This is a genomic window from Enterobacter sp. T2, from assembly GCF_010692925.1.
GTDB classification, from domain to species: domain Bacteria; phylum Pseudomonadota; class Gammaproteobacteria; order Enterobacterales; family Enterobacteriaceae; genus Enterobacter; species Enterobacter kobei.
Map to the genome: position 1 here is coordinate 1,760,688 of NZ_CP048736.1, position 14,181 is coordinate 1,774,868.

The window sequence follows — 14,181 nt, forward strand, 5'->3', positions numbered from 1 at the left end:
ATATTTAGAATCGCCAACCATGAAAACAGAGACTCCAGCCGTAAAAATGGTTGCTATCGCGGATGATGACGCGGGGCAACGTATCGACAACTTTTTGCGTACCCAACTGAAAGGGGTGCCAAAGAGCATGATTTACCGCATCCTGCGTAAGGGCGAGGTGCGGGTTAACAAAAAACGCGTGAAGCCCGAGTACAAACTCGAGGCGGGTGATGAAGTGCGCATTCCGCCGGTGCGCGTTGCCGAGCGTGAAGAAGAGACCGTTTCACCTAAACTACAGAAAGTGGCGGCTCTGAGTGATGTGATCCTGTATGAAGACGACCACATTCTGGTGCTGAACAAGCCGTCAGGGACCGCAGTCCACGGCGGTAGCGGCCTGAGCTTCGGCGTGATTGAAGGGTTACGCGCGCTGCGTCCGGAAGCCCGTTTCCTCGAGCTGGTTCACCGTCTTGACCGCGATACCTCCGGCGTGCTGCTGGTGGCGAAAAAGCGTTCCGCGCTGCGTTCCCTGCATGAGCAACTGCGTGAGAAAGGCATGCAGAAAGATTATCTCGCGCTGGTGCGCGGTCAGTGGCAGTCCCATGTGAAAGTGGTGCAGGCGCCGTTGCTGAAGAACATTCTGCAAAGCGGTGAGCGCATCGTTCGCGTAAACCAGGAAGGGAAACCGTCTGAGACGCGCTTTAAAGTTGAAGAGCGCTATGAGTTTGCCACGCTGGTACGCTGCAGCCCGGTGACGGGGCGTACCCATCAGATTCGCGTGCATACGCAGTTTGCGGGCCATCCGATTGCGTTTGATGACCGCTATGGCGATCGCGAATTTGATAAGCAGCTGGCGGGAACCGGCTTGTCTCGTCTGTTCCTGCATGCGGCTGCGCTGAAGTTTACCCATCCGAATACCGGGGAAGTCATTCGTATTGAAGCGCCGCTGGATGAGCAGTTGAAACGCTGCCTGAAGGTTTTGCGCGGCTGATTATGTGCCGGGTGGCGCTGCGCTTACCCGGCCTACGAAACCTGTAGGCCCATGCAAGCGAAGCGCCGCTGGGCAAACGTCACAGGGTCAGCGGATTACACGCTTCTCTGCGTAACATCTGGCACAGCGCTATCAACGGTAACCCCACCAGCGTATTCGGATCGCGTCCGTCCAGCTTGTCGAATAGCGCAATCCCCAATCCTTCACTTTTAAAACTTCCCGCACAGTTCAGCGGACGCTCCCGGCGTACATAATCCATGATCTCCTGCTCGCTGAGATGGCGGAAGTGCACGTCAAAAGGCTCACACTCCGTTTGCAGATGACCAGAGGCGGAGTTATAGAGCGCCAGACCCGTATAAAAGGTCACAATGTTGCCACGCGCCTGCATAAGCTGTTTGAACGCGTTCTCTTCAGTGTGCGGTTTACCTGTTATTTCTCCGTCCAGCACACAAACCTGATCGGAGCCTATAATCAAGTGTGAAGGATAGCGCGCTGCGAGCGACTGCGCCTTCTCCTTAGCGAGACGGCTCACCAGATGTCGTGGTGATTCACCAGGCTGTGGCGTTTCATCAACATCCGGTGCGGCACATTCAAACGGGATCCCTAGCTTTTCCAGCAACATTCGGCGGTAAGGAGAAGTGGAAGCAAGGACGAGATTTGGCATATTTTTATCACCAGATATAGCGTATCGATGCCAGCCATTTTAAACTACAGGCCGCAATGTGTGCGAATAATTGGCAAAAGGCAGCTCTGGTTGCCTTTTTCTTTGACTCTATGACGTTACAAAGTTAATATGCGCGCCCTATGCAAAAGGTAAAATTACCCCTGACTCTTGATCCGGTTCGTACGGCTCAAAAACGCCTCGATTACGAAGGTATTTATACTTCCGATCAGGCTGAGCGTATTGCCGAATCCGTAGTCAGTGTGGACAGTGATGTAGAATGCTCCATGTCGTTCGCTATCGACAACCAGCGTCTCGCCGTTTTAACCGGTGATGCAAAGGTGACGGTAACCCTCGAGTGTCAGCGTTGCGGGAAACCGTTTGTACAGCATGTTCACACAACGTATTGTTTTAGTCCGGTTCGTTCTGACGAACAGGCTGAAGCACTCCCGGAAGCGTATGAGCCGATTGAGGTTAACGAATTCGGTGAAATCGATCTTCTGGCTCTGGTTGAAGATGAAATCATCCTCACCTTGCCAGTGGTTCCGGTGCATGATTCTGAACACTGTGAAGTGTCCGAGGCGGACATGGTCTTTGGGGAATTGCCTGATGAAGCGCAAAAACCAAACCCATTTGCCGTATTAGCCAGCTTAAAGCGTAAGTAATTGAGGAGTAAGGTCCATGGCCGTACAACAGAATAAACCAACCCGTTCCAAACGTGGCATGCGTCGTTCCCATGACGCGCTGACTGCAGTTACCAGCCTGTCTGTAGACAAGACTTCTGGTGAGAAACACCTGCGTCACCACATCACCGCTGACGGTTTCTACCGCGGCCGCAAGGTTATCACTAAGTAATCACGCGTCAGCGTGATTAGGCTTAGTGAGGATTTCCCCGTGCAAACGGGGAAGTTACCGAACCAGGCTGCGACGATACCTTGACACGTCTAACCCTGGCGTTAGATGTCATGGGGGGAGATTTTGGCCCTTCCGTGACAGTGCCTGCAGCATTGCAGGCACTGAATTCTAATTCGCAACTCACACTTCTTTTAGTCGGCAATCCCGACACAATCACGCCATTACTTGCAAAAGCTGACTTTGAACAACGTTCACGTCTGCAGATTATTCCTGCGCAGTCAGTTATTGCCAGTGATGCCCGGCCTTCGCAGGCGATTCGCAACAGCCGTGGGAGCTCAATGCGGATCGCGCTGGAGCTGGTGAAAGAAGGGCGAGCGCAGGCTTGCGTCAGTGCGGGAAATACCGGCGCGCTGATGGGGCTGTCGAAATTATTGCTCAAGCCGATTGAGGGTATTGAGCGCCCGGCGCTGGTGACGGTATTACCGCATCAACAAAAGGGCAAAACGGTGGTGCTGGATCTCGGTGCTAACGTGGATTGTGATAGTACCATGCTGGCTCAGTTTGCCGTGATGGGATCGGTGCTGGCAGAAGACGTGGTCGGGATTAAGAATCCCCGCGTGGCGTTATTAAATATTGGTGAAGAAGAGACCAAAGGCCTGGACAGCATTCGCGAAGCTGCTGAAATGCTCAAACAGGTTCCCTCCATCAACTATATTGGTTATCTCGAAGCCAATGAGTTGCTGACGGGGAAAACGGACGTTCTGGTGTGCGATGGCTTCACCGGGAACGTCACGTTGAAGACCATGGAAGGGGTCGTGCGCATGTTCCTTTCTCTGCTGAAATCTCAGGGAGAGGGCAAAAAAAGTGCCTGGTGGCTGATTTTATTGAAGCGTTGGTTACAAAAAAGCCTGACGCGGCGATTCAGTCACCTCAACCCCGACCAGTATAATGGCGCCTGTCTGTTAGGATTGCGCGGCATTGTGATTAAGAGTCACGGAGCCGCCAATCAGCGAGCATTTTCTGTCGCCATTGAACAGGCAGTGCAGGCGGTGCAGCGACAAGTCCCTCAGCGGATTGCCGCTCGCCTGGAATCTGTATTAGCTAAAAGTGACTGAGCGTACATGTATACGAAGATTTTAGGTACCGGCAGCTACCTGCCAAAACAAGTGCGTACCAACGCCGATCTGGAAAAAATGGTAGATACGTCTGACGAGTGGATTGTCACGCGCACAGGTATCCGTGAACGTCGTATCGCCGCGCCAGACGAAACCGTGTCCACCATGGGTTACGAAGCCGCACAGCGTGCTATCGAAATGGCGGGCATTGATAAAGAACAGATTGGCTTGATCGTGGTCGCTACGACGTCTGCCACGCATGCTTTCCCTAGCGCAGCGTGCCAGGTGCAAAACATGCTCGGTATTAAAGGCTGCCCGGCGTTTGACGTTGCCGCCGCGTGTGCAGGCTTTACCTATGCGCTGAGCATTGCCGATCAGTATGTTAAATCGGGTTCCGTCAAATATGCGCTGGTGATCGGCGCTGACGTGCTGGCGCGTACCTGCGATCCAACCGATCGCGGGACGATCATTATTTTTGGTGATGGTGCAGGCGCGGTGCTGCTGGGGCAGTCCGAAGAGCCGGGTATCATCTCTACGCATTTGCATGCCGATGGTCGCTACGGTGAACTGTTAACGCTGCCTAACGCCGATCGCGTTAATCCGGATAACGCTATTTACCTGACCATGGCGGGTAATGAGGTGTTCAAGGTGGCGGTGACTGAGCTTGCGCACATTGTCGATGAGACGCTGGAAGCGAACAACCTTGAACGTACCGCACTCGACTGGCTGGTACCGCATCAGGCGAACCTGCGTATCATCAGCGCGACCGCTAAAAAGCTGGGCATGTCGATGGATAACGTTGTGGTGACGCTGGACCGTCACGGCAACACCTCTGCGGCGTCAGTACCGTGCGCATTTGATGAAGCGGTACGCGACGGACGAATCAAACGGGGCCAGTTGGTCTTGCTTGAAGCCTTCGGTGGCGGGTTCACCTGGGGTTCCGCGCTGGTTCGTTTCTAGGATAAGGAATAAAAAAATGACGCAATTTGCTTTTGTGTTCCCGGGCCAGGGTTCTCAAACCGTTGGGATGTTGTCTGAAATGGCAGCAAACTACCCGGTCATTGAAGAGACTTTTCGTGAAGCTTCTGACGCGCTGGGTTATGATCTGTGGGCGCTGACTCAACAGGGTCCGGCCGAAGAGCTGAACAAAACCTGGCAGACCCAGCCAGCATTGCTGACCGCCTCCGTTGCACTGTGGCGCGTCTGGCAGCAGCAGGGTGGTAAAGCCCCCGCGCTGCTCGCGGGTCATAGCCTGGGAGAATACTCTGCGCTGGTCTGCGCCGGTGTGATCGCGTTTGCTGACGCGGTGCGTCTGGTAGAACTGCGCGGTAAATTCATGCAGGAAGCGGTGCCGGAAGGCACGGGTGGCATGTCTGCCATTATCGGCCTGGATGATGCCGCGATTGCAAAAGCGTGTGAAGAGTCTGCTGAAGGTCAGGTGGTTTCTCCGGTTAATTTCAACTCGCCAGGCCAGGTTGTTATCGCCGGTCATAAAGAAGCGGTTGAACGTGCCGGTGCTGCCTGTAAAGCTGCAGGCGCGAAACGTGCACTGCCGCTGCCGGTGAGCGTGCCGTCTCACTGTGCACTGATGAAGCCCGCTGCCGAGAAACTGGCGGTTGAGCTGGAAAAAATCACTTTTAACGCACCGACGATTTCCGTTGTGAACAACGTCGATGTGAAATGCGAAACCGCGCCGGAAGCCATCCGCGACGCGCTGGTTCGCCAGCTCTACAGCCCGGTACAGTGGACCAAAACCGTTGAGTTTATGGCCGCTCAGGGCGTTGAGCAACTGTATGAAGTCGGCCCAGGTAAGGTCCTCACCGGTCTGACAAAACGTATTGTTGACACCCTGACAGCGTCCGCGATTAACGAGCCGGAAGCGATGTCAGCGGCACTCTCGCAATAAAAGAGGAATACCATGAGTTTTGAAGGAAAAATTGCCCTGGTCACTGGCGCAAGCCGTGGTATCGGGCGCGCAATTGCTGAAACACTGGTTGCGCGCGGCGCGAAAGTGATTGGTACAGCAACCAGCGAGAATGGCGCTCAGGCCATCAGCGAATATCTGGGGGCAAACGGTAAAGGTCTGGTACTGAATGTGACCGAACCTGCATCTATCGAATCTGTTCTGGAAAATATTCGTGCAGAGTTTGGCGAAGTGGATATTCTGGTAAACAATGCCGGGATCACTCGCGACAACCTTCTGATGCGAATGAAAGATGATGAGTGGAACGATATTATCGAAACCAACCTGTCATCTGTATTCCGTCTGTCAAAAGCGGTAATGCGCGCTATGATGAAAAAGCGTCATGGTCGTATTATCACTGTTGGTTCTGTGGTTGGTACCATGGGAAATGCTGGTCAGGCTAACTACGCTGCGGCGAAAGCGGGTCTGATTGGTTTCAGTAAGTCGCTGGCGCGTGAAGTCGCGTCCCGCGGGATTACTGTAAACGTTGTTGCTCCGGGCTTTATTGAAACGGACATGACGCGTGCGCTGACCGATGAGCAGCGTGCGGGTACACTGGCGGCAGTTCCGGCGGGTCGTCTTGGCGACCCTAAAGAAATCGCCAGTGCGGTTGCATTTTTAGCCTCTGACGAAGCGGGTTACATCACTGGTGAAACCCTCCACGTCAACGGCGGGATGTACATGGTTTAATCACGATCGAAAATATTTGCGTTATTAGGGCAAATGGCCTCAAAATAACGTAAAATCGTGGTAAGACCTGCCGGGATTTAGTTGCAAATTTTTCAACATTTTATACACTACGAAAACCATCGCGAAAGCGAGTTTTGATAGGAAATTTAAGAGTATGAGCACTATCGAAGAACGCGTTAAGAAAATTATCGGCGAACAGCTGGGCGTTAAGCAGGAAGAAGTTGTGAACTCCGCTTCCTTCGTTGAAGACCTGGGCGCAGATTCTCTTGACACCGTTGAGCTGGTAATGGCTCTGGAAGAAGAGTTTGATACTGAGATTCCGGACGAAGAAGCTGAGAAGATCACCACCGTTCAGGCTGCCATTGATTACATCAACGGCCACCAGGCGTAAGTGAACATCTCCAGGCGGTCATTCGACCGCCTGAGTTTTATCTTTTTTAGTCCCACGAATCTCTTTTTTTATCCCTCCCTGGAGGACAAACGTGTCTAAGCGTCGTGTAGTTGTGACCGGACTTGGCATGTTGTCTCCTGTCGGCAATACCGTAGAGTCCACCTGGAAAGCTCTCCTTGCCGGTCAGAGCGGCATCAGCCTAATCGACCATTTCGATACTAGCGCCTATGCAACGAAATTTGCTGGCTTAGTAAAGGATTTTAACTGTGAAGAGATCATCTCGCGCAAAGAACAGCGCAAGATGGATGCCTTCATTCAATATGGAATTGTCGCTGGCGTTCAGGCCATGCAGGATTCTGGCCTTGAAATTACGGAAGAGAACGCAACCCGTATCGGTGCCGCTATCGGCTCCGGGATTGGCGGTCTTGGCCTGATCGAGGAAAACCATACATCCCTGATGAATGGCGGCCCGCGTAAAATCAGCCCGTTCTTCGTTCCGTCCACGATTGTTAATATGGTGGCGGGTCACCTGACCATCATGTTTGGCCTGCGTGGTCCAAGCATTTCAATCGCGACTGCTTGTACGTCTGGTGTACATAACATCGGCCAGGCCGCGCGCATGATTGCGTACGGCGATGCAGATGCTATGGTTGCGGGTGGTGCTGAAAAAGCCAGTACCCCTCTGGGTGTCGGTGGTTTTGGTGCAGCGCGTGCGCTCTCTACCCGTAACGATAATCCTCAGGCGGCAAGCCGTCCGTGGGATAAAGACCGTGACGGTTTCGTACTGGGTGACGGTGCGGGCATGCTCGTGCTGGAAGAGTACGAACACGCGAAAAAACGCGGCGCGAAAATTTATGCTGAAGTCGTTGGCTTTGGTATGAGTAGCGATGCTTATCACATGACGTCTCCTCCGGAGAATGGCGCAGGTGCTGCGCTGGCAATGGAAAACGCGATCCGTGATGCGGGCATTACGCCAGCTCAGATTGGCTACGTTAACGCGCACGGTACCTCTACACCTGCAGGCGACAAAGCGGAAGCTCAGGCTGTTAAGTCTATCTTCGGCGAGTCTGCCAGCCGCGTACTGGTCAGCTCCACAAAATCCATGACCGGTCACCTGTTGGGTGCGGCGGGTGCAGTAGAGTCAATCTACTCTATCCTTGCGCTGCGCGATCAGGCGGTTCCACCAACCATCAACCTGGATAACCCGGATGACGGTTGCGATCTGGACTTCGTGCCTCACGAAGCGCGTCAGGTTACCGGTATGGACTACACCCTGTGTAACTCCTTCGGCTTCGGCGGTACCAATGGCTCGCTGATTTTCAAACGCGTGTAATGGTTTCTTGCCCATAAAAAACGGAGCGCATAGCGCTCCGTTTTTTTTAGTTCACATTTTTGTTACTGATAGGTGAAAGTGAACTGGACGGTGGTGTTAAATTCGCCTGCCGTGACGGTTCCCGTAGGGGTATAGAGGCGGGCCGCGAGAGGGAACTGCGCATTGTGCGTTGTTCTGTCTACATCGACGGTAATCGAGCCCGCGGGTGAGATCTCGGTGAGATGATCGCGGGTCATGATCTGCATCGCCATGCCTGTTGCATCCCCGCTGCTATTAGCAAATTTTGTCTGATCGTCACTGTCTGAATCGCCGGTCAAGGTAGCCTTAACACGTGTCGTTGAGCTGGGGCAGGATGAAAGCGTGAGTGAAAAATCCTGCCATTCTCCGGTTGCCCCAACGCGACTAAAGTTTACCGCTCGTGCTTGATCGAACCTTACTGTCTGATTTTTGGATCCCGCATCCACGGTACAGGCAGACGCCACGACCGTGCCGCTCAGATCGATAGTGGTTGCCTGCGCGAAGCTACAAAGTGCAAACACCAGGCATGCGAGAGTAGATTTTACCCGTTCTATCATCATCCCCATCCTGCATTACTGATAGGTAAAGGTGGCCTGTGCCTGGCCGATAATGGTGCCTGGCATCACGTTGCCGTTGGAAACGGCTCGGGCGCGCATTTTCAAATCATAGGCGTGCGTACTGCTGCTGATGGCGACATTTTGCAACGTGGCGCCACTCTTGTAAGCCGTGTTAGTCGTTTCGTCGGTCAACTCCAGCTTCAGGTTAGTGGCCGTTCCGGTATTTTTATAATAGTTAGTATCGGTATCCGCTGTACCGCCAAAAGTAACGCTAAAGCTGGACGTTGAAGCAGGGCAGTTTGTTAAAGCAAGCGTAAAGTTAGTCCAGTTTGTTGCACTTCCGGCAGTGGCCAGACTATCAGCCTGTATATTGTCACCTAATTTTACCGCCAGCGAGGGGCTATCTCCATTGACCACACAGGGTGAGGCAACAACCGTGCCTGTAATGTCAATATTGACCGAGTTGGCTGAACACGCGCCAGAAAACAGACCTCCGCAGAGCGTTGCCAGAATCGCTATTTTTTTTCCATTCGCGATATTCATTTTCATTCCTTATGTATTAGGGAAGGTGCGAACAAGTTCCTGATATGAGATCATCATATTCATCCGGAGCGCATCCCAGAGGGACATCATGAGCCATCAACTCACCTTCGCCGATAGTGAATTCAGCACTAAGCGCCGTCAGACCCGAAAAGAGATTTTCCTCTCCCGCATGGAGCAGATTCTGCCATGGCAAAACATGGTGGAAGTCATCGAGCCGTTTTATCCCAAGGCGGGCAATGGCCGACGGCCCTATCCGCTGGAGACCATGCTGCGTATTCACTGCATGCAGCATTGGTACAACCTGAGCGACGGTGCCATGGAAGATGCCCTGTACGAAATCGCCTCCATGCGCCTGTTTGCCCGATTATCCCTGGATAGCGCCCTGCCGGATCGCACCACCATCATGAATTTCCGCCACCTGCTCGAGCAGCATCAACTGGCCCGTCAATTGTTCAAGACCATCAATCGCTGGCTGGCCGAAGCAGGCGTCATGATGACCCAAGGCACTTTGGTGGATGCCACCATCATTGAGGCACCCAGCTCTACCAAGAACAAAGAGCAGCAACGCGATCCGGAGATGCATCAGACCAAGAAAGGCAATCAGTGGCACTTTGGCATGAAGGCCCACATTGGTGTCGATGCCAAGAGTGGCCTGACCCACAGCCTAGTCACCACCGCGGCCAACGAGCATGACCTCAATCAGCTGGGTAATCTGCTTCATGGAGAGGAGCAATTTGTCTCAGCCGATGCCGGCTACCAAGGAGCGCCACAGCGCGAGGAGCTGGCCGAGGTGGATGTGGACTGGCTGATCGCCGAGCGTCCCGGCAAGGTAAAAACCTTGAAGCAGCATCCGCGCAAGAACAAAACGGCCATCAACATCGAATACATGAAAGCCAGCATCCGTGCCAGGGTGGAGCACCCGTTTCGCATCATCAAGCGGCAGTTCGGCTTCGTGAAAGCCAGATACAAAGGGCTGCTGAAAAACGATAACCAACTGGCGATGTTATTCACCCTGGCCAACCTGTTTCGGGTGGACCAAATGATACGTCAGTGGGAGAGATCTCAGTAAAAACCGGAAATAACGCCAGAAATGGTGGAAAAAATAGCCTAAATAGGCTGATTCGATGTGTTTGCGGGAAAAAAATCGGCCCAGATCCGCGAAATTTTAATCAGCGAGTCAGCTTGGGAAGAAATGACCTGCTTATTCGCACCTTCCGTAATTGCCAGCGGGTATGACACTGCTTATTTGCACTCCATTTAACGGTTGCACTTCCCTGAAGTGACATACCAGCCAGATAAACCTGTCCACCATCACCGACAATCGAGGTTGTTTTTGCGTTCTTGTCGTCAGTCACGATTGCACCAAACGGAACAGGGCGCCCGTCACGACGGGTTAACGTCATCAAAACGCGTTTACCCACACGTGTGTCAAAATGTGCCCGGACAATAGCCCCTCGGGTTGGCGTAACCGTTTTCGCAGAAAGCTCAACGTCGGCATCATCCGGCAGTTGTTCGGTATTCAGCGACAGCGTGTTTTCACGGTATGGGCTGATAAACGGCACAACGGTATAGCCCCGGAAATCGGTGCTGACGCCCGTCTGGTTAGTGATATCAACACCGCTTGCTCCCGGCGCTTCAACCAGAGCGACGGTCTCACCTAATTCCTGACTCAGCGTAATGCCATTTGCATGCGCAACCACACCGCCGCTGATACCATAATTTACCCGGCGCTGATCGTGGTCGTAACTGTAGGCGCTGTTCATTCTGGCATAGGTACCCTGGTAGTCCAGGCTGGCGCTACCACCGTTACCCCCATCGTGGTTCGTCTCGCTTTCCTGCACGCTCCAGTTGAGGTTCTGATCTTGCAGCGCGGTGCCATTCAGCCCGACCGTATGGCTGGTGCTGCCATGTTTACTGGTATTGAGGTTGTAGGTGGCGCGACTGCTGCTGAGCCAGCGATCCAGCGGCACGCTGATACTCATTGAGAACACCTGGTCCTCGCTGTAAACGGTGTCGCTGTCGCGGGCATCAGTGGTGTTACGGTTAAAGCTGTAGTTCAGGCTCCAGGTGATGCCGTTCCAGCTGTTGCTGTAACCCGCGCCGATTGAGCGCATTGTTCGGTCGCTGTTCCAGTAATCCTCGCTGATGGCGTTTAACGAGATGGACCCCGCGCCTTCCCAGAGATTCTGGTTAAGCAATATCTCGGCACGATTACGCCGGCGTTCGGTATTGTCCTGCCAGTCACTGTCCCGCCAGGTGTCGAGCACTTCCTGCAGGGTGTAATAGCCTGAAGTTGAGTAGCGATAACCCGAAATGGCGATATTGGTCCCCGTTTCGAGAATGTTTTTACTGTAACGAACCCGCATTGACTGGCCGATCGCTTTTTCCTGATCCTGTTGGGTTGACCAGGCCTGCGTGCCATCGACGGATACGGCTCCCAGCCCACCAAAATTTTTACCGATCCCCACAAGTAGCGACTGATAATGTTGCGATAGCTGTCCGCCGCCGTAGGCGGTAAATCCTGCTGGCAGGCCGTAGATGGCCGAGCCCTGAGTAAAGAATGTTTTATCGACGGCGCTGTCGTAAGGACGGTACTGACCGCTGGTCAGGCTGTACTTTAAACGACCTTCACGCTGTAGAACCGGCAGTGAGGCGAAGGGGACCAACTGGTGCTGTTCGCTGCCGTCAGCTTCTTTAATCGTCACGTCCAGATCGCCGCTACTGCCCGTGGGATATATGTCAGTGATCTCAAATGCCCCCGGCGACACATAGCTTTGGTAAATGGTGTAGCCGTTTTGTTTAATGATGACCTGGGCGTTGGTCCGGGCAATTCCGCGAACCACCGGTGCGTAGCCGCGCAGGCTGTCAGGCAGCATGTCGTCATCGGAGGCCATTTGCGCACCCCGAAAAGGTACGCTGTCAAACAGATCGGAAGGGGAGTTGCTTTCGCCAAGCGTCAGCTGACTTTTGAGCGCGATAATATTTCGCTGAGCGTAGGTATATGCCGAATCCCAGTTATTCTGGGTACTGTTGCCGCTGGTGTTGCGTGACCAGGTGCTGTAGTTACGTACGCGCCATGGGCCGATATTTAGCCCTGGGCGCAGGTTCAGGTAATAGCTGTCTGAATCGGTCATATCAGAGTGACGAGCCTGGGTGTTGCCGCCTGTAAAGCTGTAATTAAGCAGCAGCGCATTGATGCCTTCATCCAGGCGTTCTGGAGCAACATATCCACGCGCCTGGTTATTCATCGCCGCCTGAGGGATGCTCAACAAAAGTTGCTGTTTATTGAAGACGAACTGAGTAGCAGCGTTGGGAATAGCGGCCAGGTTTGCGCAATGGTTCTCTCCGGTCAGTTGCGGAAATTGCTCGGTTCGGACGCCAAAGTCACGTAGCATCTCCACGCTTATGCACGGTTGCAATGATGTCTGGCCGTGACTGTCCTTTTGCATGCTAAATTCAATGTCATGTGTGCCAGTCAATGTCTGATTGACCAGCACGTCAACGCGATAAGTACCCGGCATTTGGCCAACACCTTCTTCAAAGGCACTCAGGTCAGAAATGTCTTTACCTGGACCGTCAATACCCAGTAGCGCGGGGTTAAAATATTCCCGGGCACAGGCAGGGTGCGACAACGAGAACGTACACTGCAATGCGATGAAGCAGGCCAGCCTGGTTGGCGAGATCTTATTTTTTTTAGCTCTGATCATTCCGTGATCCTTTCGGAGTCCGAGTATCTAATGAGTGATTACTGCGTCTGGTGTTCCGCGCCAGCTGCGCCGAAGTCACTGATAATTTTCCAGCGAATATTGCCTTTGGCATTTGCCGGAAGGCTGAAGGTCGCGCTGGACATGGGCGCAACGTATGTCGCATCCGTAACCGTACTGGCACCGACTTTGACTTCGCTGAAGTTCATGTAATAGGGGGTTGGGTTACTGACCGTAAGCTGTTGATCGCTGCGTTTCCAGCTAAGCTTGCTGGCAAACTTTTCCGGCATTTCAGTAAGCGATGCGGGGCGATAAATGAGTTTGATACGTGTCTTAATCGCAATCTGTAGGGTATTTACGTTGTCTAACTTTTCTGTTGCCGGAATGGTTTTAATGTTCATCCAGAACAGTGACTCACGATCCTGTGGCAGATTCCCGCCCGTATTAATAATACGCAGTTTGTTTTCTTCATTGCCAGCTAAGCGGAACAGGGGCGGCGTGACGATAAACGGTGTTTTACTGGTGTCGTTTTCATCTTTATCAACCCATGACTGAATTAAATAGGAGTATGGGTCTGGGTTTTTGACGTCCAGGGAAGATTCTTTTTTGTCTGCATGGTATATAATGCGAGTGCCTCCAATAATAACACCCGCTTGCGCTGTTGCCATTGAAAAAACAAATGCAGCGGCGATTAATGAATTCACTAATTTCATCTGGTTAACCTCAAAATAGCAATGCCGGGAAGCCCCGGCATTGCTTATAGCCAAAGGCGGAAATTTATCGCGCGATGATTAATTGTATGCCAGCGTAAAGTTAGCGGTACCGTTAGCGGAACCCGCCTCAACGGTAGCGGCAGTTGCGATATACTGTGCACTGAAATTCATGGTAGCGGTGCCAGCAGTCGCATCGATGGTCGCTGCTTTAGATGCGGTTGCCAGCGGTAACGCGGTGCCGTCGCCGTTCAGCAACTGAATAGCAACGCCTTTGGCAACGCCAGTGGTGCCTGCGCCGGTGACTTCCAGATAGTCATTATTAGTGGCGTCTGGTTTGCCGGTGTATTTCACAACAACAGCTTTGCCTTTCAGGTCTGCCGGGCACTCAGACAGTTTCAGAGTAAAGCGAGTATTCGCGGCAACGGAACCAGCCTCTGGCAGAGCAGTTTTAGCGATATCACCTAACTTGACGGTCTGCGGCGCGGTCATGGTGGTGTCAATTTTACAACCTTGCTCGATGATATTACCGGTGAAATTTACCTGTCCATCATCGGCCTGCGCGGCAGAAACCATTCCGAGTGTAGTGATTAAGGCAACAGCCGCTACTTTTCCTTTCATTGATAATGTCCTTGAAGAGTGTGATTGATATAAAACACAGGTGAGTACTCATG

Annotated in this window: 16 protein-coding genes; 10 read left to right on the forward strand and 6 right to left on the reverse strand. The window is 52.9% G+C overall.

What is annotated here, in order from left to right; all coding sequences use genetic code 11:
* Positions 1-19: 19 nt before the first annotated feature.
* Positions 20-967, forward strand: coding sequence for a 23S rRNA pseudouridine(955/2504/2580) synthase RluC (gene rluC / locus G0034_RS08330; RefSeq protein WP_014883373.1), 948 nt, complete (start codon positions 20-22; stop codon positions 965-967).
* Positions 968-1,046: 79 nt separating this feature from the next.
* Here rluC and G0034_RS08335 read toward each other — a convergent pair whose 3' ends face one another.
* Positions 1,047-1,631 carry a Maf family protein gene (locus G0034_RS08335; protein WP_023332694.1) on the reverse strand — a complete coding sequence of 195 codons (585 nt, stop codon included), beginning with the start codon at positions 1,629-1,631 and terminating at the stop codon, positions 1,047-1,049.
* A 140-nt stretch (positions 1,632-1,771) separates the two neighbouring features.
* On the opposite strand from G0034_RS08335, the gene yceD reads away from it, so the two are divergent.
* The 8 genes from yceD (at position 1,772) to fabF (ending at position 7,975) form a co-directional block, all read left to right on the forward strand.
* Positions 1,772-2,293: a 23S rRNA accumulation protein YceD gene (gene yceD, locus G0034_RS08340; RefSeq protein ID WP_014883375.1), complete on the forward strand. Its 522-nt coding sequence runs from the start codon at positions 1,772-1,774 to the stop codon at positions 2,291-2,293.
* 16 nt (positions 2,294-2,309) lie between these two features.
* Positions 2,310-2,483 (forward strand): 50S ribosomal protein L32, encoded by a 174-nt coding sequence (gene rpmF / locus G0034_RS08345; RefSeq protein ID WP_003857964.1) that lies wholly within the window; start codon positions 2,310-2,312, stop codon positions 2,481-2,483.
* Positions 2,484-2,563: 80 nt separating this feature from the next.
* Positions 2,564-3,598: a phosphate acyltransferase PlsX gene (plsX, locus tag G0034_RS08350; protein ID WP_014883376.1), complete on the forward strand. Its 1,035-nt coding sequence runs from the start codon at positions 2,564-2,566 to the stop codon at positions 3,596-3,598.
* A gap of 6 nt (positions 3,599-3,604) precedes the next feature.
* Complete coding sequence (locus G0034_RS08355) at positions 3,605-4,558, forward strand: beta-ketoacyl-ACP synthase III (protein ID WP_023332696.1); 954 nt, start codon at positions 3,605-3,607, stop codon at positions 4,556-4,558.
* Between the two features lie 16 nt (positions 4,559-4,574).
* The gene (fabD, locus tag G0034_RS08360; RefSeq protein ID WP_014883378.1) at positions 4,575-5,504 is read left to right on the forward strand and encodes an ACP S-malonyltransferase; all 930 of its coding nucleotides are present in this window, start codon (positions 4,575-4,577) and stop codon (positions 5,502-5,504) included.
* A 12-nt stretch (positions 5,505-5,516) separates the two neighbouring features.
* Positions 5,517-6,251, forward strand: a complete 735-nt coding sequence (gene fabG / locus G0034_RS08365; protein ID WP_008500795.1) for a 3-oxoacyl-ACP reductase FabG — start codon at positions 5,517-5,519, stop codon at positions 6,249-6,251.
* A gap of 154 nt (positions 6,252-6,405) precedes the next feature.
* On the forward strand, positions 6,406-6,642 hold the full coding sequence (acpP, locus tag G0034_RS08370; RefSeq protein ID WP_003857954.1) for an acyl carrier protein: 237 nt from the start codon (positions 6,406-6,408) through the stop codon (positions 6,640-6,642).
* Between the two features lie 91 nt (positions 6,643-6,733).
* Positions 6,734-7,975: a beta-ketoacyl-ACP synthase II gene (fabF, locus tag G0034_RS08375; RefSeq protein ID WP_179120709.1), complete on the forward strand. Its 1,242-nt coding sequence runs from the start codon at positions 6,734-6,736 to the stop codon at positions 7,973-7,975.
* A gap of 62 nt (positions 7,976-8,037) precedes the next feature.
* Here fabF and G0034_RS08380 read toward each other — a convergent pair whose 3' ends face one another.
* On the reverse strand, positions 8,038-8,550 hold the full coding sequence (locus G0034_RS08380; protein WP_179121315.1) for a fimbrial protein: 513 nt from the start codon (positions 8,548-8,550) through the stop codon (positions 8,038-8,040).
* A gap of 15 nt (positions 8,551-8,565) precedes the next feature.
* Positions 8,566-9,093 carry a fimbrial protein gene (locus G0034_RS08385; RefSeq protein WP_023332699.1) on the reverse strand — a complete coding sequence of 176 codons (528 nt, stop codon included), beginning with the start codon at positions 9,091-9,093 and terminating at the stop codon, positions 8,566-8,568.
* Between the two features lie 88 nt (positions 9,094-9,181).
* Here G0034_RS08385 and G0034_RS08390 point away from each other — a divergent pair, with 88 nt between their 5' ends.
* Complete coding sequence (locus G0034_RS08390) at positions 9,182-10,162, forward strand: IS5-like element ISKpn26 family transposase (protein WP_000019473.1); 981 nt, start codon at positions 9,182-9,184, stop codon at positions 10,160-10,162.
* A 100-nt stretch (positions 10,163-10,262) separates the two neighbouring features.
* Here G0034_RS08390 and G0034_RS08395 read toward each other — a convergent pair whose 3' ends face one another.
* The 3 genes from G0034_RS08395 to G0034_RS08405 all read right to left on the reverse strand — a co-directional run bounded on the left by G0034_RS08395 (position 10,263) and on the right by G0034_RS08405 (position 14,128).
* Positions 10,263-12,800, reverse strand: a complete 2,538-nt coding sequence (locus tag G0034_RS08395) for a fimbria/pilus outer membrane usher protein (protein ID WP_179120710.1) — start codon at positions 12,798-12,800, stop codon at positions 10,263-10,265.
* Between the two features lie 38 nt (positions 12,801-12,838).
* Positions 12,839-13,510: a fimbrial biogenesis chaperone gene (locus G0034_RS08400; RefSeq protein WP_014883384.1), complete on the reverse strand. Its 672-nt coding sequence runs from the start codon at positions 13,508-13,510 to the stop codon at positions 12,839-12,841.
* Between the two features lie 78 nt (positions 13,511-13,588).
* Positions 13,589-14,128, reverse strand: coding sequence for a fimbrial protein (locus G0034_RS08405; protein WP_014883385.1), 540 nt, complete (start codon positions 14,126-14,128; stop codon positions 13,589-13,591).
* Positions 14,129-14,181: the final 53 nt, after the last annotated feature.